A 26,724-nucleotide genomic window follows, 5' to 3' on the forward strand; every position below is an offset into this window, starting at 1 on the left:
GAGCGGACTTCGCCGGGCCGCGGGCGCGATCGGGCGCTGTTATGTTGTCGCTCATGGCAAAAGGGACAGGGATGCGGGCGTACGCGGCGGTGCTCGGCGCCGTCGCCATGGCCGCCGGGATCACCGCGGCGATGCCTGCGGCGCGGGCGGAGACCTTCCCCGCCCGGTGCTCGGACGGCTGGGAGACCGCCACCGTGGTCGAAGGGGTCGGCAATCTGGAGAATCTCGATTCCGACGGGCGGGGCGGCTTCTACGTCACCGGCCTGATGGACGGTTACCTGGGGCACGTCGACCGCGCGGGCCGGATGGAGAAGCTGGTCACGGACCTGTACCGCCCGGCGGGCGTGCGCGTCGCTGGGCGCTATGTCTACTTCCTCACCGGGGACGGGCTCAGCGAACCGCCGGGCACGCTCCAGCGCTACGACACCGAGACCGGCGCCGTCAGCGTCCTGCTCACCGGGTTGAACGGGCCCAACGGCCTGCTGTTGCTGCGAGATGGCAGCCTGCTGTTCACCACGATCGGTCTCGGCGGGTCGAACGGGATCTCGCGCTACTGGCCGGACACGAACGAGTACGAGCGGGATTGGTCGGTGCTTCCACCCGCCAACGGCCTCGCGCTGGCCGCCGACGGCGAATCCGTCTACGTCGACACCATGACGCTGCAGATCCTGCGCGTCCGGCTGGACGATCCGGCGCACCCCACCGTCGTCTCCGGCATCCCGGACCTGGTCGCGCTGCCCGACGATATGGAGGCCACCAGGGCGGGCGCGCTGTTCGTGGCCGATCACGTGCTCGGCGCCGTCTATCAGGTGGACACCGCGACGGGCGCCACCTGCGCGATCATCACGGGCTTGATCAAGCCCGCTCCGGTGCGCAACCCGCCGGACGGCGCCACGTCGGTGCGCATCGACCGTGACGGGGACGCCTGGGCGCTGTTCGTCACCAGCATGGACGGCACGCTGCGCCGCATGCGCCCTCCGGCCGGGATCGACCTCACGCCCGCGACCCCGGGGCGGGCCGGATAGCTCCGAACCCGCTCCGGCACACGACTGTCGCCGAGTTGTATCAGTGGCGGCCGCCCGGCAGAGGCTCGCGGACGCGGTCAGCGCAAGCGGTCGAGGACCTCGTCGTGCAGCAGACCGTTGGTGGCGATGGCGTCGCCGCCGTGCGGACCGGGTGCACCGTCCAGCGCGGAGAAACGCCCGCCCGCCTCACGGACGAGGATGTCGAGGGCGGCGAGGTCCCACAAGGAGACCTCCGGTTCCGTCGCGATGTCGACGGCGCCTTCGGCGAGCAGGCAGTAATTGAGGAAGTCGCCGTAGCCGCGAACACGCCAGACGTCGTCGGTCAGGGCGATGAACTGCTCGCGCAGGTCGCGGTCACGCCACCCGGACAGACTGGAGAACGCCAAACTCGCCGCGCTCAGCTCACCGACGGCGGACACCGAGATCCGCCGTTCCTGCCCTTCGAAGCTCGACCACGCCCCGGCTCCCGCCGCCGCCCACCAGCGCCGTGCCAGAGCGGGCGCGCTCACCACGCCCACGACCGGCGCGCCGTCCTCCAGCAACGCGATCAACGTCGCCCAGACGGGCACTCCGCGCACGAAGTTCTTCGTGCCGTCGATCGGGTCGACCACCCATTGCCTGCCACTGAACTCGGCGGCGCCGCCGAATTCCTCACCCAGCACCGCGTCGTCCGGTCTGGCTTCGGCCAGCGCCTGCCGGATAGCCCGCTCGACCGCAAGATCGGCGTCCGACACCGGCGTCAGATCCGGTTTCGCGTCGACTTTCAGATCCAGCGCACCGAAGCGAGCCCGCGTGATCTCGTCGGCGACGTCGGCAAGCCGCAGGGCGAGTTCGAGATCGGAGGAATACACAGCCACGCCCCGCACCCTATCGGCCCGCCCGCTCACCGCCTCTTCGTCCCGCCGCGCCCGGAAGCACAACCGCGTGTATATCTCCGGCCCACCTGTCCCCGCCTCCACTGCCGGGCCGACGGACCACAGCGCTCCCACGCGTGATACGGGAAGGACCGGGGCTGCGGCTCCGGTCGCGAGTCCTCGCGATCCCGTCTCGGCGCGAGATGCCCCCTCGCGCTGCCGCCGAGCACGCGCACAGCCGAGGCGGTGCCCCTCGCGCCCGGCGGCGCCGCCGTACCGCGCCCACCGCCGCAGTCGGCAACGGCTCGCGGTGCCGCCGTCACCGTGCCGACGATGATCGTCACCGATCCCGACCTCACCCCACAGCTTCCAGCGACCGCGCCGCGGCCAACGCGGTCGCCCACCAGTGCAGTTGGTCGAGCATCGCCGTCGCGGCCGCCGCGGGCTCCTCGGGCTCCCTCAGCCGGCCCTCGTCGTCGAAGAGCAGGTAGTAGCGCGGGAACGACACGTAGTTGCGCACGGTGTGCGCGTTGAGCTCGTTGAAGATCTGCCGCAGGTGCTCGATGGCGAGCAGGCCGCCGGAGGCTCCGCTGTAGCCGACGAAACCGATCGCCTTCGCGTCCCACTGGGTGAAGTGCCAGTCGATGACGGCTTTGAGGGACGCGGGGATGCTGCGGTTGTAGTCGGGAGTGACGATGACGAAGGCGTCGGCCGCCGAGAGCCTGCGGGTCAGGTCGGTCATCCCTTCGGGCCGCTGCGGGTCCGGGTCCAGCGCCGGGGGCACCGCGGGCAGTTCCAGCGGAATCCGCGCCTCGGCCAAGTCGATGACGTCCACCTCGAACGAACCGTGCCGCCGCGCCTGCTCAGCGAACCACGCGGCCACGACCGGCCCGAAACGTCCCTCGCGAACGCTGCCGATGATCACCGCGAGCTTCAGTGGGGCGTTGGACATGCTTTCCTCCTAGAGATCACGAAGCGGCCCGGCCGGGCCGTCCATCTCAATCTGCTGCCGGGCGCGCGGCGCAGGGAGACCGCCGTAAGAGTGGTAGTGGCAGGGATACCCTCAGGGCGTTCGGCCTTGTTAGCTTCGTAGGGTGAGCGACAACGAATTGGGGCTGTTCCTGCGCACCCGCCGCGAAGCGGTGACGCCTGCCCAAGTCGGCCTGCCCACCGGAGCGCGGCGGCGCACCCCCGGCCTGCGCCGCGCCGAGCTGGCCACGTTGGCCGGTGTGAGCGTGGAGTACATCACCCGCCTCGAGCAGGGCCGCGACCGGCGTCCCTCGCCCTCGGTGCTGTCCGCGCTGGCGGACGCGTTGCGTTTGAGCCCCGCCGAGCGCGTGCACCTGCATCGGCTGAGCAAGTCGGTGGACAGCGGCTTCACCTGCATGGGCGACGCGCAGCCGCTGCGCGAGGTGCGGCCGACGGTGCGCGCCATCCTGGACCGGCTCGAGCCGACGCCCGCGGTGGTGGTCAACCGTCTCACCGAGGTGCTGGCGCACACCGGCGCCTACCACCGGCTGATGGCGCCGACCGGACTCTTCGACGGACCCCATACCCCGCCCAACCTGGCACGTTTCGTCTTCCGCGCGTCCGGGGCCCGCGATGTCTACCCGGATTGGGAGCACGTCGCCGACGAGACCGTCGCCACGTTGAAACAGGGACCGTTCCGCGCCGACGCGCACATCGCCGCGCTCGCCGACGAACTCACCGTCACCGTCGGCCCGGCGTTCACCGACCGGGTGGAGACCGTGCCGAGCTTGGCCGCAGCCTCCGGCATCACCCGGCTGGCCCACCCCGAAGCCGGATCGCTGCGCTTGGCCTACGAGTTCCTCGACCTCTCCGCCGATGACGACCAGCGCGTGATCGTCTATCTGCCGGCCGACGAGGCCACCGCCGCGGCCCTCGACGCGCTCACCGGACGCCGTCCCGGAGGACTGCGCGCCGTCTCGGGCTGAACCGCAGCACAGCATGTGGGCCTCCGGGGGTCGCCACGTCCGGCGGATGTGCGGATGACGATCCAGCCGGTGACTCTCGCAGGGGTGGCAGCACCGCAGAGCTACCGGACTGCGCAGCGGTCCACCAGCCCCCGGCGGTCCGGCCGCCGCTTCGGCTCGGAATCGCCTCGGCCACAGTTCGCCGAGCCGAGTGCAGGCGCTTTCGGCGGCAGTGACCCGCGACGGAACGAGTGGAGTTCGCCACACTGTCCGCCGCGCCGCGAATCCGTCCGCCCGGCAAGACGACTGATCAGGCACAACCGGCGTCCACGTGCGCGGACGAACCAGACCTCCGCCGCGAATTCCAAACACCAACTGCGCCAAGCGCGGTCGCCGTTTATGGTGGAAACCCATGAGGCGTCCGTCACAGCGCACCGACCCGGCCCGCGATGGCCTGCGAGCGTTCGGCGTCCCGGTGATCCGCCCACCCGGCCCGCGCGCGGCGCGAGCCGCCCGCGCCGACGCCGTCCCCGGTCATCACGCGCGCACTCGTGTGCTGCGGCCGGAGCGGGGCAGCTAGGCTTGACGATCGTGCATCCTGACGTTTCCGCTGATCTCGCCGAACTCGACGCCACCCTCAAGACGGTCGAGTCGGTCCTCGACATCGACGAGCTGCGCCGTCGTATCGACGAGCTCGAACATCAGGCCGCCGACCCCGACCTGTGGAACGACCAGGACCACGCCCAGCGGGTCACCAGTGAGCTGTCGCACGCACAGGGCGAGTTGCGCCGGGTGGAGGAGCTGCGCCAGCGGCTCGACGACCTGCCGGTGCTGTACGAACTGGCGGAAGAGGAAGAGGGCGAGGCCAGGACCAACGCGCTCGCCGAGGCCGACGCCGAGCGCGCCGCGCTGCGCAGCGACGTGGAGGCGATGGAGGTTCGCACGCTGCTGTCGGGCGAGTACGACAAGCGCGACGCATTGGTGAACATCCGCTCCGGCGCCGGCGGCGTCGACGCCGCCGACTGGGCCGAGATGCTCATGCGCATGTACATCCGCTGGGCCGACCGGCACAACTACTCGGTGGAGGTCTACGACACCTCTTATGCCGAGGAGGCGGGCATCAAGAGCGCCACCTTCGCGGTGAAGACGCCCTACGCCTACGGCACGCTGTCGGTCGAGATGGGCACGCACCGGCTGGTGCGGATCAGCCCGTTCGACAACCAGGGCCGCCGCCAGACCTCCTTCGCCGAGGTCGAGGTGCTGCCAGTGGTCGAGACGACCGACCACATCGAGGTGCCCGAGACGGAGATCCGCGTCGACGTGTACCGCTCTTCGGGCCCCGGCGGCCAGAGCGTCAACACCACCGACTCGGCGGTCCGCATCACCCACCTGCCCACCGGCATCGTGGTCACCTGCCAGAACGAGAAATCGCAGCTGCAGAACAAGATCTCGGCGATGCGCGTGCTGCAGGCCAAGCTGCTGGAGCGCAAGCGGCAGGAAGAGCGCGCCGAGATGGACGCGCTGAAGACCAACGAGGGCGCGTCCTGGGGCAATCAGATGCGCTCCTACGTGCTGCACCCCTATCAGATGGTCAAGGACCTGCGGACGAACTACGAGGTCAACAACCCGTCGGCGGTGCTCGACGGCGATATCGACGGGTTCATCGAGTCGGGGATCCGCTGGCGAATGCGAGAGCAGGGTAGCTAGATGAATGTCGCGGGCGTCCAGGCGATCGCTTCCACCGGTTTCACGACGTGGCTACGCGGTTCGGGCCTGGAGATCGTGCTGCTCATCCTCGGCGCCATCCTGTTCAGCCGGTTCGCCACCTACGTGCGGGACCGGGTCACCCGCAGGATCGACGCCGGATTCCGCAGCAGCGACGCGCTGGTGCGCACCGAGGCCGCCAAGCACCGGCACGCGCTGGCGCAGGTGATCACCTGGGTGGTGCTGACCATCGTCTACGTGCTGATCACCATGGAGGTGCTGCGGCGCCTCGGCTTCGCCGTCACCGGATTGGTCGCGCCCGCCGCGGTGCTCGGCGCCGCGCTCGGTTTCGGCGCGCAGCGCATCGTGCAGGACATCCTCGCCGGATTCTTCCTGATCACCGAGCGGCAGTACGGATTCGGCGATGTGGTCCGCATCGCGGTGACCGGCGCCGCGGAGCAGGCGGAAGGTACGGTCGAGGACGTCACGCTGCGGATCACCACGTTGCGCAACGCCGATGGTGAAGTGATCACGGTGCCCAACGGCCAGATCGTGAAGGTCACGAACCTGTCGAAGGATTGGGCGCGCGCCGCGATCGACGTGCCGGTGGCCGCGAGCGCCGACATCACCAGGGTCAACGAGATCCTGCACGAGGTGGGCGCGAAGGCGTACGAGGACGTTCGCCTGAAGCCGCTGCTGCTCGACGAGCCCACCGTCATGGGTGTGGAAGACCTGACCGTCGACCAGATGAACATCCGAATGGTTGCCCGGACGTTGCCGGGCAAGCAGTTCGACGTCGGACGCGAGCTGCGGGTACGAATCGCCGCAGCGCTGCGCCGGGAGGGAATCAGTGAGACCACGTAAATCCACGGCGATCCTGATGGCAACTTGGGTCGCCACGTTCGTGCTGTACGTATTCGTGAAACCCGACGAGACGACCACCGCTCCGGCCACCCTGGTCAACGCGGTGCCCGCCGCGATGTTCACCGACTCGTCCGAGCGCTGAGCCGAGCGGGACGGACCGGGCGCCGCACTGTCACCCACGGTTGACAACGCAGGCCGCGCGTGGTTGCTGGTTACACTGGCTCCCCGTGATAACCATGCGGAACGTGACCAAGTCGTACAAGACCTCGACGCGACCCGCGCTGGACAACATCACCGTCGATGTGGGCAAGGGCGAGTTCGTCTTCATCATCGGACCGTCCGGCTCGGGCAAGTCGACCTTCATGCGCTTGTTGCTGAAGGAGGAGACGCCGACGGCGGGCGAGATCAGAGTGGCCGATTTCCGGGTGGACCGCTTACCCGGCCGCAAGGTGCCCAAGTTGCGCCAGCGGATCGGGTGCGTATTCCAGGACTTCCGGCTGCTGCAGCAGAAGACCGTGTACCAGAACGTCGCGTTCGCGCTGGAGGTCATCGGCAAGCGGCGCCAGTTCATCGACCGCACGGTTCCCGAGGTGCTCGACATGGTCGGTCTCGGCGGCAAGGCCGACCGGCTGCCGACCGAGCTCTCCGGTGGTGAACAGCAGCGCGTCGCGATCGCGCGGGCCTTCGTGAACCGGCCGCTGGTGCTGCTGGCCGACGAACCGACCGGCAACCTCGATCCCGACACCAGCGCCGACATCATGATGCTGCTGGAGCGGATCAACCGCATCGGCACCACGGTGGTGATGGCCACCCACGACAACCACATCGTCGACGCGATGCGCAGGCGGGTGGTCGAGCTCGACCACGGCCGCCTGGTGCGGGACGAGGCGACCGGCGTGTACGGGGTGGGCCGGTAATGCGCGCGAGCTTCCTTTTCGGCGAGGTCTTCGCGGGCCTGCGCCGCAACGTCACGATGACCATCGCGATGATCCTGACCACCGCGGTCTCGCTCACCATGCTCGGTGGCGGCCTGCTCGCGGTGCGCATCGCGGACAAGACCGAGCAGTACTTCCTGGACCGGCTCGAGGTGCGGCTGTATCTCACCGAGGACGTCTCGGCCAACGACCCGGACTGCTCGCTGGACCCGTGCCGCTCGCTCATGGCCGATCTCAAAGCCACCGGCGGCGTCGAATCGGTCCAGTTCCTCAACCGGGAGGAAGCGGTCCGCGAGGCCAAGGAGAAGACCTTCAAGGATCAGCCCGAGTTGGCCAAGTACGTCAGCGAGACGCCGCTGCCGGCGTCGCTGCGGGTCAAGATGGAGAACGCGGAACTCTATCCGACGATCTACGAGAAGTTCTACGACCGCCCCGGCGTCGGCATGGTGCGCAACGACAAGGACATCGTCGACCGGCTGGTCAGCCTGTTCGACGGGTTGCGCAACGCGGCGTTCGGCCTGGCCGTGCTGCAAGCGCTGGCCGCGGTGATGCTGATCGCGAACATGGTGCAGATCGCCGCGTTCACCCGGCGCACCGAGGTCGGCATCATGCGGTTGGTCGGCGCGACCCGCTGGTACACCCAGTTGCCGTTCCTGCTCGAGGCCGTGGTCGCCGCGCTGGCCGGATCGGTGCTCGCGATGCTCGGCCTGCTCATCGCCCGTCCGCTGGTGATCGACCGCGCTCTCGGCGACCTGTTCGCCAGCAAGGTCTTCCCGCGCATCACCGGCGACGACATCGCGATGACCGCGCTGGTCATCGCCCCGGTCGGCATCGTCTTCGCGGCCATCACGGCCTACGCGACGCTGCGGTACTACGTGCGCGAGTGATCATCGGGGGCCGGTGGCGTCTGCGCCACCGGCCCGGACGAATCACCGTCGAGCTCGTGCACGCGGGGACGATCGCGGGCAGCGCCGCACCGCGACAAGTTCTATGCGCGGCGTCGGTCGCGGGCCTTCACAGCACGAGATCGGTGAGCTGGTCCCAGTCGAGCTGAATCCGGATCGGCAGGTCGACGGCGAAGGCGGTCTGCGGTTTCAAGACGCGGGCGAGCCGGTAATGCCCCACACTGTGGTCGAGGCCGTAGGTCTCGATGGCGGTCACTTCGGTGTCCGACACGCTGACCAGCCAGTACCAGGGGATCCCGGCAGCGGCGTATTCGCCCATTTTCTCGAGCCGGTCCGTTTTGACATGGCTGGGCGAGATGATCTCGACGGCGATCTTCAGATGGCGTGCGGGCATCGGTCGCACATCCGCCGGCACGCACTCGAACAGCGCGATGTCAGGACGCCGAATCGTCGCCCGGGGCACTTCCCAGAGCACCACGTCGAAGTCGTGGTTGGCGTCCAGACAGGCCGACGGATCCTCGGCCATGTATTCACGAGCCGCCGATTCCAGCATTGCCAGCAGCCGGTGTACGGCTTTCTGATGCGCCCTACTCGGTGATTCGCAACGAACCGCATCCCCGTTCACCACCTCGACCAAGCGGCAGAACTCTTCGGGAAGCTCGCGCCAGATGTCGACCGTGATCGGCTCCGGCTGCACATTGTCCGGCCGCGCCCAGTCGAAGATCGCTGACATGGGTCGGATTCTAATCAGGGCGCCCGTGTCGGCTACCTCGTCGACATCGCCTGTCGCCGCCATGCGTCTCACCGCCGTCACGTTCGGCACAAGCTCCGCAGCTCGCTCCCCCACGGCGCAACCTCATCCGAGCGTTCGACATCTGCGGCACCGGTAACGAATCGGCATCGATCGTGGCTATGGCCTTGGAGTGGGGCGAATCGGCGGCGGTAATTCCGGCTATCTCGGGTCGAGAGGTTCGCGTCCGTTCCGAAAGCGCAGCTCATCGCGTTGCACGGCATGGCATGAGGCTGGACAGGGAGGACGGCCGGACCCCCGGACGCAACTTTGGGCACTTGTCCAGCAAGGCGTGGATCACCCGCGTATGCTGCACCTCGACGCACTTCTTACTCCGCAGTAAGATAGCCTTACTCCGGAGTAAGATAGCTCGGGAAAGACCGCACCAACCCATCCGAGAAAACAGGTGATGATGAGCACTCGAGACAGCGCAACGAAGCGACGTCCAGACACGTCCGCGGTCGGCCTGAACCAACCCAAGCGGGATTGGATGGGCGCCGCGATGCGGGTCATGACGACCATTACCGGGTCGGAACTGGCCGAGAAATACAACCTGCGCAAGCCGATCGAGCGCGTCACCTACGAGGGCACCAAGACCGGCTTCCGCACGCTGGGCGCGGCGACCCGCGCGTTCGCCAAGGTGGCGGGCGGTGGCGCGCCCAAGCGCCTGGCCGCCAACGAAGCGAAGAACAAGGACTTCTTCGACCTGACGCCGACCGACGAGCAGCAGATGATCGTCGAGACGGTGAAGGAGTTCGCCGCCGAGATCCTGCGCCCGGCCGCCTACGAAGCCGACAACGCCGCCAAGGCGCCGCGCGACCTGCTCGAGCGCGCGGCCGAACTCGGCATCACCCTGATCAACGTGCCCGAGGAACTCGAGGGTGCGGCCTCCGAGCGCGGCGCGGTGACCAACTCGCTGGTCGCCGAGGCCCTTGCGCACGGTGACATGGGCCTCGCCCTGCCGATCCTGGCGCCGAGCGGCGTCGCGGTGGCGCTCGCCCAGTGGGGCAGCGACGCGCAGCAGAAGACCTACCTGCCCTCCTTCACCGGGGAGAACGTGCCGCAGGCCTCGGTGGTGATCAGCGAGCCGCGCGCCCTGTTCGACCCGTTCGCCCTGGACACCAAGGCGGTGCGCTCGCCGAGCGGCTACCGCATCTCGGGTGTGAAGAGCCTGGTGCCCGCCGCGGCCGACGCCGAGCTGTTCCTGATCGCCGCCGAGCTCGACGGCCGTCCCGCGCTGTTCATCGTCGAGTCGGACGCGCCGGGCCTGGTGGTGGAGGCCGACCCGAGCATGGGTCTGCGCGCCGCGGGTCTGGGCAGGCTGATCCTGGACAACGTCGCGGTCGGCACCGACGCCATCCTGGGCGACGGCGACGCCACGTCCCGCGCCGAGGAGTACGCCGACGCCGTGCGCCTGGCCCGCCTCGGCTGGGCCTCGCTCGCCGCGGGCACCGGCCGCGCCGTGCTGGACTACGTGATCCCGTACGTCAACGAGCGCGAGGCGTTCGGCGAGCCGATCTCGCACCGTCAGGCGGTGGCCTTCATGGTCGCCAATATCGCGATCGAACTCGACGGCCTGCGGCTGGTCACCCTGCGCGGCGCGTCCCGCGCGGAACAGGGCCTGTCCTTCGGCCGCGAGGCGGCGCTGGCCCGCAAGCTCGCCACCGACAAGGGCATGCAGATCGGCCTCGACGGCGTGCAGTTGCTCGGCGGCCACGGCTTCACCAAGGAACACCCGGTCGAGCGCTGGTACCGCGACCTGCGGGCCATCGGCGTCGCCGAGGGTGTCGTGCTGATCTGACCGGCCCGTTCCGTTTTCCAGGAGACCTTCACCAATGATCAATCTCGAACTCCCCAAGAAGCTGCGGGCAAGCGCGAACCAGGCGCACCAGGTCGCGCAGGAGATCTTCCGCCCGATCTCGCGCAAATACGACCTCGCCGAGCACGAGTACCCGGTCGAGCTGGACACCATGGCCGCCATGGTCGAGGGCCTGGCCGACTCCGGCACCCAGAAGATCGGCGGCGCCGCCGGTGGCCGCTCCGATGACAGCGACAGCGATCGTCACGCGACCGAGCTGCTCGGAAACACCAACGGCGGCAACATGTCCGCGCTGTTGAACGCGCTGGAGACCTCGTGGGGCGATGTCGGGCTCATGCTGTCGATCCCCTACCAGGGCCTCGGCAACGCCGCCATCGCCGCTGTCGCCACCGACGAGCAGCTGAAGCGTTTCGGCAAGGTGTGGGCATCGATGGCGATCACCGAGCCGTCCTTCGGCTCCGACTCCGCCGCCGTGTCCACCACCGCCGTGCTCGACGGCGACGAGTGGGTGCTCAACGGCGAGAAGATCTTCGTCACCGCGGGCCAGCGCTCGACCCACATCGTGGTGTGGGCGACGGTGGACAAGAGTCTCGGCCGCGCGGCGATCAAGTCGTTCGTCGTGCCGCGTGACGCTCCCGGCCTGTCGGTGGCGCGGCTCGAGCACAAGCTCGGCATCAAGGCCTCCGACACCGCCGTGCTGCTGTTGCAGGACTGCCGGATCCCGAAGGACAACATCCTCGGCAGCCCGGAAGTCAACGTGGAGAAGGGTTTCGCGGGGGTCATGCAGACCTTCGACAACACCCGTCCGCTGGTCGCCGCGATGGCGATCGGCGTGGCCCGCGCCGCGCTGGAAGAGCTGCGCTCGATCCTGACCGGGGCCGGCGTCGAGATCTCCTACGACACCCCCGCCAACAACCAGCACGCCGCCGCCGCCGAATTCCTGCGGATGGAAGCCGATTACGAGGCCGCCTACCTGCTCGCCCTGCGCGCCGCGTGGATGGCCGACAACAAGAAGCCCAACTCGCTCGAGGCGTCCATGTCGAAGGCGAAGGCGGGCCGCACCGGCACCGACGTCACGTTGAAGGCCGTCGAACTGGCCGGCGCCATCGGCTACTCGCAGCGCACTCTGCTGGAGAAGTGGGGCCGCGACTCGAAGATCCTGGACATCTTCGAAGGCACCCAGCAGATCCAGCAGCTCATCGTCGCGCGCCGCATCCTGGGCAAGACCAGCGCCGAGCTGAAGTGACGCCGCGTTAGCGGAGTGGGCGACGAAATCCGGTGCGAGCTTCTCGGACTCGCACCGGATTTCTCGTTCTCCGGGCCGCCGGTAGCGAATGACGTGTCTCGGAACACTTTCGGTGATGCGAGGCTATGGATTTCGGGCCGCGGCTTCCGTACTCTTCGCCCCCATGTGGAGCATCGTTCTCATTTCAATCGTCAGTTGTTTCGTGATAGCCGCCGGATTCGCGTGGGGGCTGCCCGGCGACTGAGGGCGCTCACAGGGGCTCTGGGGCCACTCGCGGAAGCGGTCGGCGGTGCCGCCGGAGTGGTTCAAGGATTCTGGCGAGCGAGCCGGGCGGCGGTGACATCGGCCGTCCAGAGGGGCTGGAGCATGTGCCAATCGGCGGGGTGGTCGGCGATGCCCGCGGCGAATCGGTCGGCGAGCGCCTGGGTGGTCTCGCGCACTCCACCTCTGGTATCGACAGGTGGATCCACCCGGAATCCCCAGCCGCCCGGGGTGAACCAGCAATGCACAGGGAGCAGTGGCGCGCCGGTGTCGATCGCCAGCCGAGCGGGACCGGCAGGCAGCCGAGCCTCCGCACCGAAGAAGGTGACCGGTACGCCTCTGCCGGACAAGTCGCGCTCCCCGAGCAATCCGACTATCCGCCCCTGCCGGATCCGGGCGATCAACTGCGAGAACGGCGGCGTCGCGGCGCCGGTGAGCGGGATGATCTCGAATCCCAGGCGTTCGCGGAAACGGACGAAGCGCCGGAACAGCGATTCCGGCGCGAGCCGCTCCGCGACGACGGTCGGTGAGCCGACGCGCTGCACCACCCAGACTCCAGCGAGGTCCCAATTACCGCTGTGCGGCAGCGCGAGCACCGCGCCGGTGCCGCGTTCGGCCGCGTCGTGGATGTGTTCGAGCCCGGTCGCCGACGATTCGATGATGTCGGCCAAGCGGATCGGGTCCATCGATGGCAGCCGGAAGGCTTCGCGCCAGTACCGGGCATAGGAGCGCAAGCTCGCCAGGATCAGCGGCTGCGGAACCTGTTCCGGCGTGATGCCGAGCACCCGGGCCAGGTTGCGACGCAACTGGTTCGGTCCACCGTTGCGAGCCGCGCGTTCGGCTCCCGCGTCGAAGAGGCGCACGGCCAGCGGTTCCGGCATGGCGCGCACCAACCGCCAGCCCGCGGCGTAACCGAGATCCCATGCGGTGGCGGCCCGATTCATCGGTTACCCGTCGGCGGCCTGCGTCGTTTCGTCTGTCGCCATGGCGGGTTTCGCGGCGTCGCTGAAGACGGGCAGATGGACCGCACCTGGCGCGGGCGAGCCGGTCTCGACCGGCTCACTGCGATGGCTGAACAGGTCGGATGACGGTCGGTTACTTCGATACATTCCGGGGTTCTCCGCTCACTCGCGATCGATGGCACCCGACTGGGTGGCGTACCGCGAAGACACGATCGCCGCCGCCGTGAATCCGGCGGTCACCTCGAGAACTCCACACTACGCCTGCACAGATCAAACGGAATGGTTTTTTCGGAAGCGCGCCGAATCACCCGTGGAAACGGAGGCCGATAGCGGCCCCGACCGCGGCCAGTCCGCCCGCTTCGCGTCGTCCTACAACGCGGGCAACCGCTGCGGCTGCCGTCGACGACCCTCCCACTGCGTCGATGGGTCATTGACACGATCACGCCAATCGGCGTTCATCCCTGGACAGACACGCGCCGTCCAAGGCAGCCTATCGCCCTGAGTCGCTGGATCGACGAATCAGCGGACGTATCTTCACTCGAGCAGTACCAGCAAACTTCGAGGAGAACTGGTTATGCAACGACTGAGTTTTACGCGTCGCCTCGCTACCGCTTTCGCCGCGTCCGCGGTGTTCGTAGCCCCGTTCGCCGGACACGCCGCCGCCGAACCCGCCGCCGTCGATTGGGCCGCCGCCGCGCAGCAGCTGCGGACCGCCGCGGCAGGCCATCCCGCGGCGGAGCAGGCAGTGGATCGGCTGATCGCCTCCGGGCAGCTCGCGCGGGCGGGCCAGGTGGCCTTGCCCGCGCAGCCGTTCCAGGTTCCCGCGCAGTCGGATATCGGACGCGGCGAGGGTCCGGGGGTGTACGGATCGGGAATCGCCCTCGGTATGGACGGATTCCGCATCGGGTTCTTCGGCGGACCCGGCACCATCTCGCCGAACCAGGGCGGCGCGAAGCTCGAGGCGGTGTGGATCAATCTCGCGAACGGACGCAGCGGCACCGAAGTGCTCTACGAACACAACGACGTTCCGGTGGACACCACCATCCGCAGCCGCGCCCTGGACACCGGCGCGGGCCCGGTGGTCGCCGCAGTGTACGGATCGCTGTGGCACCGCTGGCCGGTACCCGTGAGCGACCAGAACCCGGACGGGTACGCCTACCGGCTGGGCACGATCTCGGTTCCGTCGTTCGGTGCCGTCTACAACTGAGCGCAGCGGCTCCGGCTCCCGCCGCCACGGGAACCGGAGCCTCCGGTTTGTCGGAAGATGCCTACTTCCGTAGCTTTTGGGTTCGTGAGTCTGGAAGACCGGGTCGCCGAATTGGAACGGCGGCTCAGCGCGCTGGAAGAAAGCATTCGGCCCGACGGCCTCCCGCCGGGGGCCGAGCAGTGGGCGGTGGCTCGCCTGCGGGAGGAGTTCGCCGCGGCCGACGAGCCCAACGGCGGCGTCGTGTTCGCCGGGTCGGTCCGGCTGCCCAACGATCAGCAGCGCGAGTGGCAGGCCGGGTTCACCACCGGCGACCTCATCGAGGACGACTGGGCCGAGACGGCGGAATGCCTTGCGGCGCTGGGTAGCCCGGTCCGGCTGCGCCTGCTGCGCGAGATCATGGGCGGGCGGCGAACCGCCGCCGAACTGGCCGGAGTCGACGGTGTCGGCGACTCCGGGCAGATCTACCGGCACTTGCGGCAACTGGCCGCGGTCGGCTGGCTGCACACCGCGGGGCGCGGGCGCTTCGAGGTGCCCGCCGCCAGGGTGGTGCCGCTACTGGTCGCCCTGGCCAGCGCTCGCCGCTGATTCCGGCGGCACTCCGGCGGCCACATATCCCGCGGTGGCGAGCATGCCGCCGATCTGCTCGTAGGTCGCCCGCTCCCGTGGCGCGACCGTCGCGAGACCGTCCACATAGCGGTTGAACATGCAGAACGCCGAGGCGACCAGAACCGCGTCGTGGATGTCCTCGTCCTTCGCGCCCGCGGCGCGCGCGTTCTCGACGTCCTCCGGCGTCACCTCGAGTCCCGACCGGCGCACCTTGTCCGCGATCCGCAGCAGCGCACGCAGTTTCGGATCGATCGCGGCGGAGTCCACGTCATCGATGACCGCGTCGATCAGGTCGCGACCGCCGTCCACCAGCGCCGCCGCGGTCGCCGCGTGCGACTGGGTGCAGAAATAGGTCTGGTTGCGCGACGACACGTACGCGGCGATGGTTTCGCGCTCCCCCGGCGTCAGCGGCGACGACCCACGCAACAGCGTCTGCGCGAATTCGCTGAGCGCCGTTCCGGTTTCGGGCTTGAAGGCGAACAGGCCCCGGATGCCGGGCAGATCGCCGGGAATGTCGATGAACGGTGCACGGTCCTGCGGATCGGACATCGGCCGCGGCTCCCTTCGAGCGGTCAAGAGACGTTGTGAGGGTAGCGCTACCGGCCGGTAACTGAGCGCGAAAAGGACGAAATCGGGCCGCCGACCGCTCCCAGCTGGGAGGAAAGCCACCGAACCGAGACGGATTTGTCCGTTTTGATTGTGACCTGTCACACTCCGCACTGCTACGGTGGCAAGTCAACACGCCGTACCGGTTCGCTAGGTCGAGGACCGACGCGAGGGTTTTGTGGAGGTAATTCGACATGAGCTTGGCCCACACGCTGGAGGCCGTGAAGGCGCTAGGGGTGCTGCGGAGCCGGGGTGTCACCGATCCGAAGAAGCCGCTGGAGACGCTGCGCACGATGCGGGAATCACGCATCCTCGGCCCCCAGGCGACGCTGATCCGGCACTCCGCGCGGGTGGCGCCGGACGCACCGGGCATCGTGGACGAGGCCGGCGCGCTGACCTACCGCGAACTGGACGACCGGTCGACGGCCGTCGCGCGCGGCCTGCAGGCGGCGGGCATCACCGAAGGCCAGGTGATCGGCCTGCTCGCGCGCGATCACCGCGGGCTGATCATCGCCATGGCCGCCGCGGGCAAGCTCGGCGTGCGGGTCGCGTTGATGAACACCGGATTCGCCAAGCCGCAGTTCGCCGAGGTGTGCGTCCGCGAGAAGGTCAAGGCGGTGCTGCACGACAGCGAGTTCCTCGGCCTGCTCGACGCGCTGCCCGCCGACTTGCCGCGCTACCTCACCTGGGTCGACGAGGGCACCGCGCTGCCCGAGGGCGCGCAGACGCTCGACGACCTGGTGGCCGCCAACTCGACCGAGCCGCTGCCCGCGCCGAGCAAGCCGGGTGGCTTCATCATCCTGACCAGCGGCACCACCGGTCTGCCGAAGGGCGCTCCGCGCACCAAGGTGACTCCGCTGTCCACGGCGCAGATGGTCGATCGCATCCCGTTCCCGCGGCGCGGCACCCAGGTGATCGTCTCGCCGATCTTCCACAGCACCGGCCTGGCCACCTGGCTGGTCGGCGCGGCGCTGTCGAACAAAGTGGTGGTGCGCAGGCGGTTCGACGCCGAGGCGACGCTCGCCCTGGTCGCCGAGCACCAGGCCGACATGCTGGTGGCGGTGCCGACGATGCTGCACCGGATGGTCGAACTCGATCCGGCGATCCGCGCGAAGTACGACACCTCCTCCCTGAAGGCGATCGTGCTGGCCGGGTCGGCGCTGTCGCCGGAACTGACCATCAAGGCCACCGAGGCGTTCGGCCCGGTGCTGTACAACCTCTACGGCTCCACCGAATGCGCCGTGGCGACCGTGGCCAACCCCGAGGACCTCGCGCTCGCGCCCGGCACCGTCGGGCGCGCGCCGATCACCTGCGAGGTGCGGCTCTACGACGACAACGACCAGCGCGTCACCGCGGTCAACACCACGGGGCGCATCTTCATCCGCAGCGGCGCGCCGTTCGAGGGCTACACCGACGGCAGGCACAAGCAGATCATCGACGGCTACATGTCCAGCGGCGATGTGGGCCATTTCGACGAGAACGGCCTGCTCATGGTGGACGGCCGCGACGACGACATGATCGTGTCCGGCGGCGAGAACGTCTTCCCGCAGGAGGTGGAGAACCTGCTGCTGGAACGGCCCGACATCTTCGACGTCGCGGTGGTCGGCGTGGACGACGTGGAATTCGGCAAGCGCCTGCGCGCCTTCGTCGTTCCCGAGCCGGGCCACTCGCCGGACGGTGAGGAGATCAAGGCGTACGTGAAGAACAACCTGGCGCGCTACAAGGTGCCGCGCGACGTGGTGTTCCTCGACGACCTGCCGCGCAACGCGACCGGCAAGCTGCTGCGCCGCGTGCTGGTCGAGTACGAGGTCAAGGCCTGACGAACAGCGGGCCGGGCCCCGTGCCCGGCCCGTTACCAGCGGGTACCGACCCGATGAGATACGTGACACAACCGGTTACACACGCTTGCTAGTGTTAGCGCCAGCACTGGGTATATCGAATTGCGGTCCGCACCACCCGGAGGATCACCGGGTGACACCGCCGGAAGGTTGTCGTCGATGTCTCTTTCCCTCCCCACGTTGGGCGGCGCCGCCCGCAAGGCGGGCGATCTGGCCCTTGGCGTGAACGTGATGGTCAAGCGGCGGCTGTTCAATCCGCTGCGCCCCGACCATGCCGCGCGGTCGGCGTTCAACATATTGAAGTTCGGACCGTTCGCCGGTGTCGTCATGCACGCCGCGCAGACCAGACCGCACGCCGTCGCGATCGTCGACGAACGCGGGGAACTGACCTTCGGGCAACTCGACGAGCAGTCCAACGCCCTGGCCCGCGGGTTGCAGAGCAAAGGCATCAATCCCGGTGACGTGGTGGCGATCCTGGCGCGCGACCACCGCGGCATGGTGCTGAGCCTGCTGGCCACCGGCAAGCTCGGCGTGCGCGGGGTGCTGATGAACACCGGGTTCGCCAAGCCGCAGTTCGCCGACGTGGCCGAGCGCGAGAACGTCAAGGCGGTGCTGCACGACAGCGAGTTCATCGACCTGATGAGCGCCATTCCCGCCGCGATCCCGCGCATTCTCACCTGGGTGGACCACAAGGACGACGCCGATCCCGCGATCCCGACCGTCGATTCGCTGATCAGCGGACAGTCCGGCGCGGCGCTGCCCGCCCCGGCCAAGCCCGGCGGCATCGTCATCCTCACCAGCGGCACCACCGGCACCCCGAAGGGCGCCCCGCGCGACCGGGTCAGCCCGTTCGCCTCGGCCCAGTTCGTCGACCGGGTGCCGCTGCCTGCCGACGGCACCATGATCATGGCGGCGCCGATCTTCCACGGCACCGGCCTGTCCCAGTTCACCCTTGGTCTCGCGCTGGGCAACCGGGTGGTCTTCCAGCAGCGCCGCTTCGATCCCGAGCAGACCCTCGCGAATATCCAGAAGTACCGGGCGGATTCGCTGATCGTGGTCCCGACCATGCTGCAACGCATCCTCGACCTGGACGCGGACGTGCTGGCGAAGTACGACGTCAGCAGCATCAAGGTGATCTTCGCGGCGGGCTCGGCCATCGCGCCCGACGTGGTGACCCGCACGCTGGACCACTTCAACGACAGCCTCTACAACCTCTACGGTTCCACCGAGTGCGCCGTGATGACCGTCGCGACGCCCGAGGACCTGCGCAAGGCGCCGACCACCGCGGGCAAGCCCCCGGTCGGCATCCGGATCGTGCTGCTCGACGCCGACCGCAAGCCGATCACCGAGCCGAACGTGACCGGAACCATCTTCGTGGACAACGGCTTCGCCTTCACCGGCTACACCGACGGCCGCACCAAGGAAATGGTCGACGGCATGATGTCCAGCGGCGACGTCGGGCACTTCGACGCCGACGGTCTGCTCTACATCGACGGCCGCGACGACGACATGATCGTCTCCGGTGGCGAGAACGTCTTCCCGCTCGAGGTGGAGAACCTGATCGCCGGGCGCGACGACGTCTTCGAGGCCGCCGTGGTCGGCGTGGACGACCGCCAGTTCGGCAAGCGGCTGCGCGCGTTCGTCGTCCCTGGTCCCGATTGCAAGCGCGACCCGCAGGAGATCAAGGACTACGTCAAGGCGAACCTCGCCCGCTACAAGGTCCCCCGCGAGGTCGTCTTCCTCGACGAGCTGCCCCGCAACGCGACTGGCAAGCTGCTGCGCAAGCCGCTGATCGAGATGGAGGTCGACGCGGGCTGAGCCGCGCGTCCATGGTCTTCCCGGCGGTACGCCTGCCGCAGGCCGGGACGGCCGAACTATTTCCAGTTGGAAGCTGCACGTCCCAGCGGTTTTCGATGCGGTCGGACGCGTGCAATCGGTCCGCTATCATCAGCGGGTGAGTTACGAGTTCGACCGGTCTGCCGCGGGACGTCGCGGCGCCGTCGCGCGGGTGCGCGGTGGCTCGGCCGGTGCGATCTCGGGGGCCATTTCCGTCGCGGCGCACGGCTGGGCTTCCGGCGGCATGCTGCCCGACACCACCGCGCTGGCCCTGCTCGCCGCCGCGTCCGCCGTGATCGGCGCGTTGGTGGCGGGCCTGGCCCCGCTGCGCGAGACGTCGTCCGGGCTGGTCACGGCGCTGATCGCCGGCCAGCTGCTCGGGCACTTCACCATGGGGCTCGACTCGGGGCACTTGCATCACGGTGATGCCCAGCTGACTCCGGCCATGCTCGCCGCGCACGTGTGCGCGGCGTTCGCGGCGGCCGTCGTGATCCGGGGCGCGGAGGCCGCGTACCGGATCGGGACCGCGGTGCTGCGCCGTGTGCTGCCGGTGCGCCACACTCCGCCGGTCGTCGCCGACCGTGCTCCATTGCGTACGGTCCATCGTGACCGGGTCGTCCTGCGCGTGTTCGCCGCCGAGGCGTTGCGCACACGCGCTCCGCCGTTCGCGATCGTTCTCTAATTCTTTCCACACCCGGTGCACGCGTGGCGTGAGTGTTGCTCACCGTCACGGTCTTTCGTGCATCGCCGCGTCGCCTCGCGCTCTTGTGCCCACGCCTGAGCGCGCGGACGCGACGTGTCGTCCCGGGTCGCGAATCCATCCCTCCGCGTGCGGCGGTGCGATCGGGCTCCCTCGCCGGAGCGCGTACGCCGTCGTCGCCGCGGCGAGCGCGTTCGATGTGTGCGCTTTCGCCGTGCCCACGGGTGCCGATGGGTGGTGCGTCCCGACCGGGTTCCGCCGTAAGAAACGAAACGATCGTGAGTACAACAGAAACCATTTCCGACGCCGACCTATCGGAGCCGTCGGATTCCTCCGGCCCACGCCGGGCCACCGCGCGTAACAGTCTGTACGCGCTGGCCATGCGGCTGCACTTCTACGCAGGGGTGTTCGTCGGGCCGTTCATCCTCATCGCCGCCGTCACCGGCGCGCTCTACGCGATATCGCCGACGCTCGAGTCGATCGTGTCGCGCGACCTGCTGACGGTCACCGAGACCGGAACGCCCGAGCCGCTGTCGGAGCAGGTCGGCGCGGCCGTCGCCACCCGGCCGGACCTGCCGCTGGTCGCCGTCGCCCCGGCAGCGGGCGCGCACGACACCACCCGGGTGCTGTTCAGCGACCCGTCGCTGGGCGAATCCGAGCGGCGCGCGGTGTTCGTGAACCCGTACACCGCGCAGCCGGTGGGCGACTCCGTCGTCTACGGCAGCTCGGGTGCGCTGCCGATGCGCACCTGGATCGATCGGCTGCACCGGGACCTGCATCTGGGCGAACCCGGTCGGCTCTACAGCGAGCTGGCCGCGTCCTGGCTGTGGATCGTCGCGCTGGCCGGGCTGGTCGTCTGGGTGCGCCGGGTGCGCGGCCGCCGGGCCCGCAACGGCTGGGGCTGGCTGCTGGCGGCCGATCGGTCGCAGCGCGCGCGAGGCCGCACCATGAACTGGCACGGTGCGGTCGGGATGTGGGTGCTTCCCTTGGCGCTGCTGCTGTCAGCGACCGGCATGACCTGGTCGACCTACGCGGGTGAGAACATCACCGAACTGCGCGAGCAGCTCAGCTGGACCACACCGGCGGTCAGCACCGCCCTGCCCGGTGCTGTTGCGCAGAGCCATGATTCGGGTTCCGATCACCACGGCAGCGGCCACGCCGAGCACGCGCCCGCCGACCCGGCCGATCGGATCGCCCAGCTGGATCGGGTGTACGCGACCGCGCGCGCCGAAGGCATCACGCAGGCGTCCGAGATCGCCGTCCCGGCCGCGCCGGGCAAAGCGTTCGCGGTGAAGGAACGCCGGATGCCCGGCACCTACGCCGTCGATTCCGTGGCCGTCGACGGCGCGACCGGCGCGGTCACCGATCGTCTGCCCTACGCCGACTGGCCGCTGATGGCCAAGCTCACCAACTGGGGCATCCAGTTCCACATGGGCCTGATGTTCGGGGTGCTCAATCAGTTGTTGCTGCTCGCGGCGATGATCGGTCTGATCACCGTGATCGTGCGCGGCTATCTGATGTGGTGGCGCAGGAGGCCGACGCGCGACGCGGGCCGGTTCGCGCTGGGCCGGGCGCCACGGCGCGGGGCCTTGCGCAAGACCTCGCTGTGGCTGCTCGCGCCGCTGGTGGCCGCCGCGCTGGTGGTCGGCTGGTTCGCCCCGCTGGTCGGGCTGAGCCTGCTGGTCTTCCTCGCGATCGACGTGCTGCTCGGTCTCGCCGGACGGGTGCGCTCCGCCGCTTAACCCCACACATCCGCGGGCGAAGGCCCGCTACTCCCACGACCTACCGAACGTCATTGGTATGGCCGTCGCTTCGCCATGCCTCGAGAACCAAGGATTTTCCATGCAGATCACGAAACTAGCCCTGGCCGCCGCGTTCACGACCGCTGCCCTGAGCATCGCCGCGGGCACGAGTTCCGCCGCTCCCGAGGTCGCCGCGGTGGACAGCGCGTCCGTCGACGCCACGTCCACCGAAGCCGCCGACGCCGTCGGTTTCACCGCCCACGCCACGGAGACGGCCAGCATCATCAGCATCGAGTCCGGCTCGCTGGTGGTCGAGGACCAGGTGCTGAAGGTGAAAGCCGCCGACGGCTCCGTCGTCGCCGGCGCGCCGTTGACCTTCCTGGTCGACGAATTCGAATTCCCCATCGCCGCGGAGATCTCCGGCCGCACCGCGACCCTGACCCCTCAGTTCGACATGGCGCACGCGGTCTACAAGCCGGTCGCCCTCCCGTTCGAGGACAAGGCGCCGTGGAAGACCGAGTACGACCGTGAGCAGGCGGCCTGGTCCCGGATGACCAGCACCATCTCCATGGGCGCCACCATCGGCACCCTGGTCGGCGGCATCGGCGGCGCGGCGGTGGGCTGCGTGCTCGGCGGCATCGCGGGCGCGACCGTCGCCGCCGCCACCATCGTCGGCATGTTCGGCCCGTTCATCCCGGCCGCCGCCGTCGGCTGCCTCGGCGGCGTCGTCGCCGTCGGCGCCCTCGGCACGGTAGCGGGCCAAATCCTGGTGACAGCCCCCGTCGCCATCGGCGCGGCGATCATGTACTTCTCCACGATCAACTCCCCCATGCCCGCTCCCCTCAAGTGACCCGTTGACGCGAGTGGCACACCACCGAGAGCTCTACTCGCGGTTCGCCGCAGTGGTGTGCCACTCGTGTTCGTCGGTGGGGGGTCAGGCGCAGCAGGTGGCGCCGGAGGCGAGGGCTTCCTTCTTCGCCGCGGGGGTGCAGCACGTGGCTTCGGCGGCGGCTTCCTCGGCGGTGCCGCAGCATGCCTGGACCGCGTCGGACGAGGTCGGTTCGGGTGCGGTGCCGAAGGTTTCGCTGTCGGCCAGGACGGTGTAGACCTCCCAGCGCTCGTCATCCGGGGCGGTGACCCAGACCTTGTCCTGGGTGGCGAAGCAGCAGGTCGTGGCGATCTGTTCTTCGGTGAACAATCCGGCTGCCGACAGGCGGGCGATCTCGGCGTGCACCTTCTCGGAGTCTTCGACCTCGACGCCGAGGTGGTTGACGCTGCCGCCGTGGCCGGGGTTCTCGATCAGTACCAGTTTGAGCGGCGGTTCGGTGACGGCGAAGTTGGCGTAACCGGGCTTGCGTTTGGCGGGCTCGGTGGCGAACAGGGTCGAGTAGAACGCCACAGCTCGGTCGATGTCGTCGACGTTCAGGGCGAGTTGGATGCGGGACATGGCTACCTCCACTTATGTGACATATATCGAAGAACCGGTTCGGTGCCGAGTCTGCCACCTTTTCGACATATGTCAATGCAGTCGGTAGGGTCGATCGCATGCCCAAGACGCTGCCCGTGATCGATATGTCCGCCCCGGTGTGCTGCGCGCCGGTCGCGGCGGGGCCGGTCGACGACGCCGCCGCACTCGAAGTGGCGTTGCGGTTGAAGGCGATCGCCGACCCGGTGCGGGTGAAGCTGCTGTCCCTGCTGCTGACCAGCGCCGCCGGAGAGGAGAACGGCGGCGACCTGGCCACAGCGGTGGGTCTGTCGGAGTCGACGGTCAGCCATCACCTCGGCCAGCTCCGGAAGGCCGGGCTGGTGGAATCCGAACGACGCGGGATGAACACCTTCCACCGCGCCCGCCGCGACGCTCTGGCGGCGCTGTGTGTGGTGCTCGACCCCAACTGCTGCCGCTGAACTGGCCCTGTCGTCGCCGTCGGATCCTGGCCGGGGGCGCCGCGCTGCCGTCGCCGCAGCTGGTCGAGGCGTTACCAGGTCAGCGCGAGTAAGCCGCGAGACCGGCGACGACTCCATGTCGAGCAGCCAGCTGCCGGGATGTCCGCGCTGCGATCAGACCAGTCCGGGCAGTTCAACCGACCGAGAGTTTCACCACCGGATCGCGGCCCAGATCGGTGATGTAGATGTTGCCCGCCGAGTCGACCGCCACACCCTGAGGATTCTTCAGGCCGGTGAACGGTAGCGGGGTCGGCGTCGACGCGCCCGCCGCCAACCTCACCACCCATTTGTTACCCCAGTCCACGACGTACACATCGCCCGCCGCGTCGACCGCCAAGCCCTGGGGATCTTTGAGTCCGGTGAACGGCAACATGGTCGGCGCCGACGCGCCCGCCGCCAACATCCGCACCTGCTCGGTACCCAATTCGGTGACGTAGACGTTGCCCGCGGGGTCGACCGCCACCCCGTCGGGGCCTTGGAGCCCCGTCAACGGCAGTGTCGTCGGAGCCGCCGCGCCCGCCGGCAGTTTCAGCACCCGATCATTACCCCGGTCGGCGACGTACACGTCTCCCGCCTTGTCGACCGCCACACCATGGGGGTCCTTCAGGCCGGTGATCGGCAGCGGGGTCGGCGTAGGCGCACCCGCCGCCAATTTCAGCACCCGATCGTTGCTCGTGTCGCTGACGTAGACGTTGCCCGCCTGGTCGACCGCCACATCCTGGGGATTCTTCAAGCCCGCGATCGGCAGCGGGGTCGGCGCCGACGCACCCGCCGCCAATTTCAGCACCCGATCGCTATCCATGTCGGTGACGTACACGTTGCCCGCCGGGTCGACCGCCACACCGGTGGGCAGGCTGATGCCGGTGAACGGCAACGCGGTCTGTGAGGAGTAGCCCGGGGCGAGCGATGTGGGCGGACTGCCACCGCCGCCCGATTCCCGTTGGACACCGAGGACGACGGCTACGGTGGCCGCCACCGCCACCGCGACCGCGGCGGCGAGCACCCCGGCGGTCCTGGACGGCAATCCGAACCGCCGCCGTCCCTGGTGCGCGGGTACGCCCACGGTGGCGTCGACCGGGGAATCGTCCAACGCGGCGCGGGCCGCCGCGGCCAGTTCGCGCACGGTCTGGTAGCGATCGCCGGGGTTCTTGGCCATCCCCTTGGCGATGACCGCATCGAACGCCGCGGGTACACCGGGTGTAGTGATGCTGGGGCGCGGCGGCGGGGTGTGCAGGTGATGGGCGATCACACCCTGCATCCCGAATTCGCTCGCGAACGGCGGCCGACCGGTCAGGCACTCGTACAGCACGCACGTCAACGCGTACACGTCCACGCGGGCATCGGCCTTGACCTCCGCGCCGATCTCCTCCGGCGCCATGTAGGCCAGGGTGCCGATGGTCTCGCCGGTCTGGGTCAGCGTACGGTCGTCGGCGGCGTGCGCGATCCCGAAGTCGATCAGGGAGGCGAATTCATCGGCGCCCAGCAGGATATTGGTGGGTTTGACGTCGCGGTGGACCAGCCCGGCGTCATGGGCCGCCTGCAGCGCACCGGCCACCTGGGCGATGATCGCCACTGCCCGCCGCGGCGGCAGGGCCCCTTCTCGCGCGATCAGCGTGCGCAGGTCGGTGCCCTCGATCAGCCGCATATTCAGATAGAGCCGACCATCGATGTCGCCGAAGTCGTGGATGGGGATCACATGCGGCTCGGTCAACTGCGCCACCGCCCGGCACTCTCGGCGGAACCGCTCGCGCAACTGCTCGTCATCGGCGAAGCGCTCCGGCAAGACCTTCAGAGCCACCACCCGGTTGGTCAGCGAATCGTGCGCCCGCCACACCTGGCCCATGCCGCCCTGACCCAGCAGCGATAACAGCCGATAGCGCCCGAACACCTCGGCTGACCCCGGCCCCTTGGCGGTGCCCCCGCCATCCACTGTCGCGTCGTTCATGGTGCCGTCCCGTGACCACTTGTCTGGCTAACGGCGTACTCGCTTGCCTTCCGACCCGCGCTCGCGCGCGGGCAACTCCACCCTAGTCGATTCAGCCAGGCGAGACCCTCGTGAGTGCCCGCCTTCAAGATCAACAGCACATGGTGGAGAGTCTACGCGCGGAATGCCCGCAACCATGTGCCGTTGATCCCGGGATCATTTGGGGAGGGCGGTGACGCACTCGTACATGTGGCCGTCGAAGGAGTTCATAGGGGCCACGCTCCAGAGCATGCCGGTTTCCTCGAGGGCGGGGGTGTAGATCTCGCCGCCGGTGCTGTTGAAGTAGCCGAAGGAGGTTCCGGGGAACTTCTTGCCGGAGGAATTCAGGTATTCGGTCATCGAGTCGACGAAGGTGGACAAGCGCGCGGAATCGCTGGATTCCTGTTCCGCTACCGCGGCCGCGTTCTGCGACCAGTCGTCGTATTGCTCCACCAGCGAACCGGAGGGCGCGGGCGTGCCGGAGGGGAAGGCGATGGCCTCGTAGATCCGGGAACGGTCCCTGAACCCCGACAACGTCCAGTAGATCGATGACGCGTCGCCACGGTCGGTGCCCGCGGTGTCGGACATATGGCACACGCCGTACCCGTGGACGTCGAGTTTCAGGCCGAGCCTGCTCAACATGCCCGGGAGCGCGTCCACGAAGAGCTCGAGACAGGTCTCGTCGTCGCCGCCGTCCTCTTCGGCCTCGGTGGCGGCCATCAGGCAGGCGAGCTGGTAGGCGCCGTAGGCGTCGTCCCGGCCGCCGTTGGAACCTTGGATGCGCCGCATCAGCGCCTCCGGATCGCGCATCTCGCTGCGGGTGGGCATGTCGAAGATTTCGGCCTTCTTCATTCGAACTCCTCTGGTCGGTGGTCTCGTGCGGTCACCACGACGAATGCGTGACCGCCGCAGAGGCAAGGATTCGCTCCGCTTTCTCGGATGTCCTCGCACGTTTCGGGTGGTCCTCGCATCCGATGCCCCGG

Annotated in this window: 26 protein-coding genes; 18 read left to right on the forward strand and 8 right to left on the reverse strand. The window is 68.8% G+C overall.

Annotated elements, in window-relative coordinates:
* The first annotated feature begins 53 nt into the window (after positions 1-53).
* A complete protein-coding gene (locus NB3_RS06900) occupies positions 54-1,025 on the forward strand; it encodes an NHL repeat-containing protein (RefSeq protein ID WP_067798504.1) in 972 nt (323 codons plus the stop codon).
* Between the two features lie 77 nt (positions 1,026-1,102).
* On the opposite strand, the gene hisN is transcribed toward NB3_RS06900, so the two are convergent.
* Positions 1,103-1,882, reverse strand: a complete 780-nt coding sequence (hisN, locus tag NB3_RS06905) for a histidinol-phosphatase (RefSeq protein ID WP_067798125.1) — start codon at positions 1,880-1,882, stop codon at positions 1,103-1,105.
* A gap of 352 nt (positions 1,883-2,234) precedes the next feature.
* Positions 2,235-2,831 (reverse strand): NADPH-dependent FMN reductase, encoded by a 597-nt coding sequence (locus NB3_RS06910; RefSeq protein ID WP_067798128.1) that lies wholly within the window; start codon positions 2,829-2,831, stop codon positions 2,235-2,237.
* Between the two features lie 142 nt (positions 2,832-2,973).
* Between NB3_RS06910 and NB3_RS06915 the strand changes: the two genes are divergently transcribed.
* The 7 genes from NB3_RS06915 to ftsX all read left to right on the forward strand — a co-directional run bounded on the left by NB3_RS06915 (position 2,974) and on the right by ftsX (position 8,203).
* Entirely contained in the window at positions 2,974-3,834 is an 861-nt protein-coding gene (locus NB3_RS06915; protein ID WP_067798130.1) for a helix-turn-helix transcriptional regulator, read from the forward strand.
* Positions 3,835-4,225: 391 nt separating this feature from the next.
* A complete protein-coding gene (locus NB3_RS34830) occupies positions 4,226-4,393 on the forward strand; it encodes a hypothetical protein (protein ID WP_157111582.1) in 168 nt (55 codons plus the stop codon).
* Between the two features lie 11 nt (positions 4,394-4,404).
* The gene (gene prfB / locus NB3_RS06920) at positions 4,405-5,520 is read left to right on the forward strand and encodes a peptide chain release factor 2 (protein WP_067798507.1); all 1,116 of its coding nucleotides are present in this window, start codon (positions 4,405-4,407) and stop codon (positions 5,518-5,520) included.
* Positions 5,521-6,381 (forward strand): mechanosensitive ion channel family protein, encoded by an 861-nt coding sequence (locus NB3_RS06925; protein ID WP_067798133.1) that lies wholly within the window; start codon positions 5,521-5,523, stop codon positions 6,379-6,381.
* A 16-nt stretch (positions 6,382-6,397) separates the two neighbouring features.
* The gene (locus tag NB3_RS36530) at positions 6,398-6,523 is read left to right on the forward strand and encodes a hypothetical protein (RefSeq protein ID WP_267468026.1); all 126 of its coding nucleotides are present in this window, start codon (positions 6,398-6,400) and stop codon (positions 6,521-6,523) included.
* An 85-nt stretch (positions 6,524-6,608) separates the two neighbouring features.
* The gene (gene ftsE / locus NB3_RS06930) at positions 6,609-7,298 is read left to right on the forward strand and encodes a cell division ATP-binding protein FtsE (RefSeq protein ID WP_067798136.1); all 690 of its coding nucleotides are present in this window, start codon (positions 6,609-6,611) and stop codon (positions 7,296-7,298) included.
* The gene (gene ftsX / locus NB3_RS06935) at positions 7,298-8,203 is read left to right on the forward strand and encodes a permease-like cell division protein FtsX (RefSeq protein ID WP_067798138.1); all 906 of its coding nucleotides are present in this window, start codon (positions 7,298-7,300) and stop codon (positions 8,201-8,203) included. The genes ftsE and ftsX overlap by 1 nt, the downstream gene beginning before the upstream one ends.
* A gap of 127 nt (positions 8,204-8,330) precedes the next feature.
* Here ftsX and NB3_RS06940 read toward each other — a convergent pair whose 3' ends face one another.
* Positions 8,331-9,017, reverse strand: a complete 687-nt coding sequence (locus NB3_RS06940; protein WP_084485878.1) for a Uma2 family endonuclease — start codon at positions 9,015-9,017, stop codon at positions 8,331-8,333.
* A gap of 400 nt (positions 9,018-9,417) precedes the next feature.
* Here NB3_RS06940 and NB3_RS06945 point away from each other — a divergent pair, with 400 nt between their 5' ends.
* Positions 9,418-10,812, forward strand: coding sequence for an acyl-CoA dehydrogenase family protein (locus NB3_RS06945; protein WP_371855879.1), 1,395 nt, complete (start codon positions 9,418-9,420; stop codon positions 10,810-10,812).
* A gap of 34 nt (positions 10,813-10,846) precedes the next feature.
* The gene (locus NB3_RS06950; protein ID WP_067798147.1) at positions 10,847-12,076 is read left to right on the forward strand and encodes an acyl-CoA dehydrogenase family protein; all 1,230 of its coding nucleotides are present in this window, start codon (positions 10,847-10,849) and stop codon (positions 12,074-12,076) included.
* A 305-nt stretch (positions 12,077-12,381) separates the two neighbouring features.
* Here the strand turns inward: NB3_RS06950 and NB3_RS06955 are convergent, their stop codons facing one another.
* Positions 12,382-13,281: a phosphatidylinositol mannoside acyltransferase gene (locus tag NB3_RS06955; RefSeq protein WP_067798150.1), complete on the reverse strand. Its 900-nt coding sequence runs from the start codon at positions 13,279-13,281 to the stop codon at positions 12,382-12,384.
* 592 nt (positions 13,282-13,873) lie between these two features.
* On the opposite strand from NB3_RS06955, the gene NB3_RS06960 reads away from it, so the two are divergent.
* Together NB3_RS06960 and NB3_RS06965 are read left to right on the forward strand one after the other, a co-directional pair.
* Positions 13,874-14,506 carry a hypothetical protein gene (locus tag NB3_RS06960; protein WP_067798153.1) on the forward strand — a complete coding sequence of 211 codons (633 nt, stop codon included), beginning with the start codon at positions 13,874-13,876 and terminating at the stop codon, positions 14,504-14,506.
* Between the two features lie 84 nt (positions 14,507-14,590).
* Positions 14,591-15,091 carry an ArsR/SmtB family transcription factor gene (locus NB3_RS06965; protein WP_067798156.1) on the forward strand — a complete coding sequence of 167 codons (501 nt, stop codon included), beginning with the start codon at positions 14,591-14,593 and terminating at the stop codon, positions 15,089-15,091.
* On the opposite strand, the gene NB3_RS06970 is transcribed toward NB3_RS06965, so the two are convergent.
* The gene (locus NB3_RS06970; protein ID WP_067798159.1) at positions 15,059-15,661 is read right to left on the reverse strand and encodes a carboxymuconolactone decarboxylase family protein; all 603 of its coding nucleotides are present in this window, start codon (positions 15,659-15,661) and stop codon (positions 15,059-15,061) included. The two genes, NB3_RS06965 and NB3_RS06970, sit on opposite strands and share 33 nt — an antisense overlap.
* Before the next feature lie 251 nt (positions 15,662-15,912).
* On the opposite strand from NB3_RS06970, the gene NB3_RS06975 reads away from it, so the two are divergent.
* The 5 genes from NB3_RS06975 (at position 15,913) to NB3_RS06995 (ending at position 22,684) form a co-directional block, all read left to right on the forward strand.
* Positions 15,913-17,538: an acyl-CoA synthetase gene (locus tag NB3_RS06975; protein WP_067798162.1), complete on the forward strand. Its 1,626-nt coding sequence runs from the start codon at positions 15,913-15,915 to the stop codon at positions 17,536-17,538.
* Positions 17,539-17,715: 177 nt separating this feature from the next.
* Positions 17,716-19,374, forward strand: a complete 1,659-nt coding sequence (locus NB3_RS06980; protein ID WP_067798165.1) for an acyl-CoA synthetase — start codon at positions 17,716-17,718, stop codon at positions 19,372-19,374.
* A 136-nt stretch (positions 19,375-19,510) separates the two neighbouring features.
* Positions 19,511-20,074 carry a hypothetical protein gene (locus NB3_RS06985; RefSeq protein ID WP_169810649.1) on the forward strand — a complete coding sequence of 188 codons (564 nt, stop codon included), beginning with the start codon at positions 19,511-19,513 and terminating at the stop codon, positions 20,072-20,074.
* Between the two features lie 296 nt (positions 20,075-20,370).
* Complete coding sequence (locus tag NB3_RS06990; protein WP_067798168.1) at positions 20,371-21,834, forward strand: PepSY-associated TM helix domain-containing protein; 1,464 nt, start codon at positions 20,371-20,373, stop codon at positions 21,832-21,834.
* Between the two features lie 100 nt (positions 21,835-21,934).
* Positions 21,935-22,684, forward strand: a complete 750-nt coding sequence (locus tag NB3_RS06995) for a DUF8020 domain-containing protein (protein ID WP_067798513.1) — start codon at positions 21,935-21,937, stop codon at positions 22,682-22,684.
* A gap of 84 nt (positions 22,685-22,768) precedes the next feature.
* Here NB3_RS06995 and NB3_RS07000 read toward each other — a convergent pair whose 3' ends face one another.
* The gene (locus NB3_RS07000; protein ID WP_067798171.1) at positions 22,769-23,281 is read right to left on the reverse strand and encodes an ArsI/CadI family heavy metal resistance metalloenzyme; all 513 of its coding nucleotides are present in this window, start codon (positions 23,279-23,281) and stop codon (positions 22,769-22,771) included.
* A 98-nt stretch (positions 23,282-23,379) separates the two neighbouring features.
* Here NB3_RS07000 and NB3_RS07005 point away from each other — a divergent pair, with 98 nt between their 5' ends.
* The gene (locus NB3_RS07005) at positions 23,380-23,739 is read left to right on the forward strand and encodes an Rv2640c family ArsR-like transcriptional regulator (protein WP_067798174.1); all 360 of its coding nucleotides are present in this window, start codon (positions 23,380-23,382) and stop codon (positions 23,737-23,739) included.
* A gap of 172 nt (positions 23,740-23,911) precedes the next feature.
* On the opposite strand, the gene NB3_RS07010 is transcribed toward NB3_RS07005, so the two are convergent.
* Complete coding sequence (locus tag NB3_RS07010; RefSeq protein WP_067798177.1) at positions 23,912-25,723, reverse strand: serine/threonine-protein kinase PknD; 1,812 nt, start codon at positions 25,721-25,723, stop codon at positions 23,912-23,914.
* A gap of 195 nt (positions 25,724-25,918) precedes the next feature.
* Positions 25,919-26,593: a hypothetical protein gene (locus tag NB3_RS07015; protein WP_067798180.1), complete on the reverse strand. Its 675-nt coding sequence runs from the start codon at positions 26,591-26,593 to the stop codon at positions 25,919-25,921.
* Between the last annotated feature and the right edge of the window lie 131 nt (positions 26,594-26,724).

Origin of the sequence: Nocardia beijingensis NBRC 16342, assembly GCF_001612785.1 — a bacterium.
Lineage (GTDB): Bacteria > Actinomycetota > Actinomycetes > Mycobacteriales > Mycobacteriaceae > Nocardia > Nocardia beijingensis.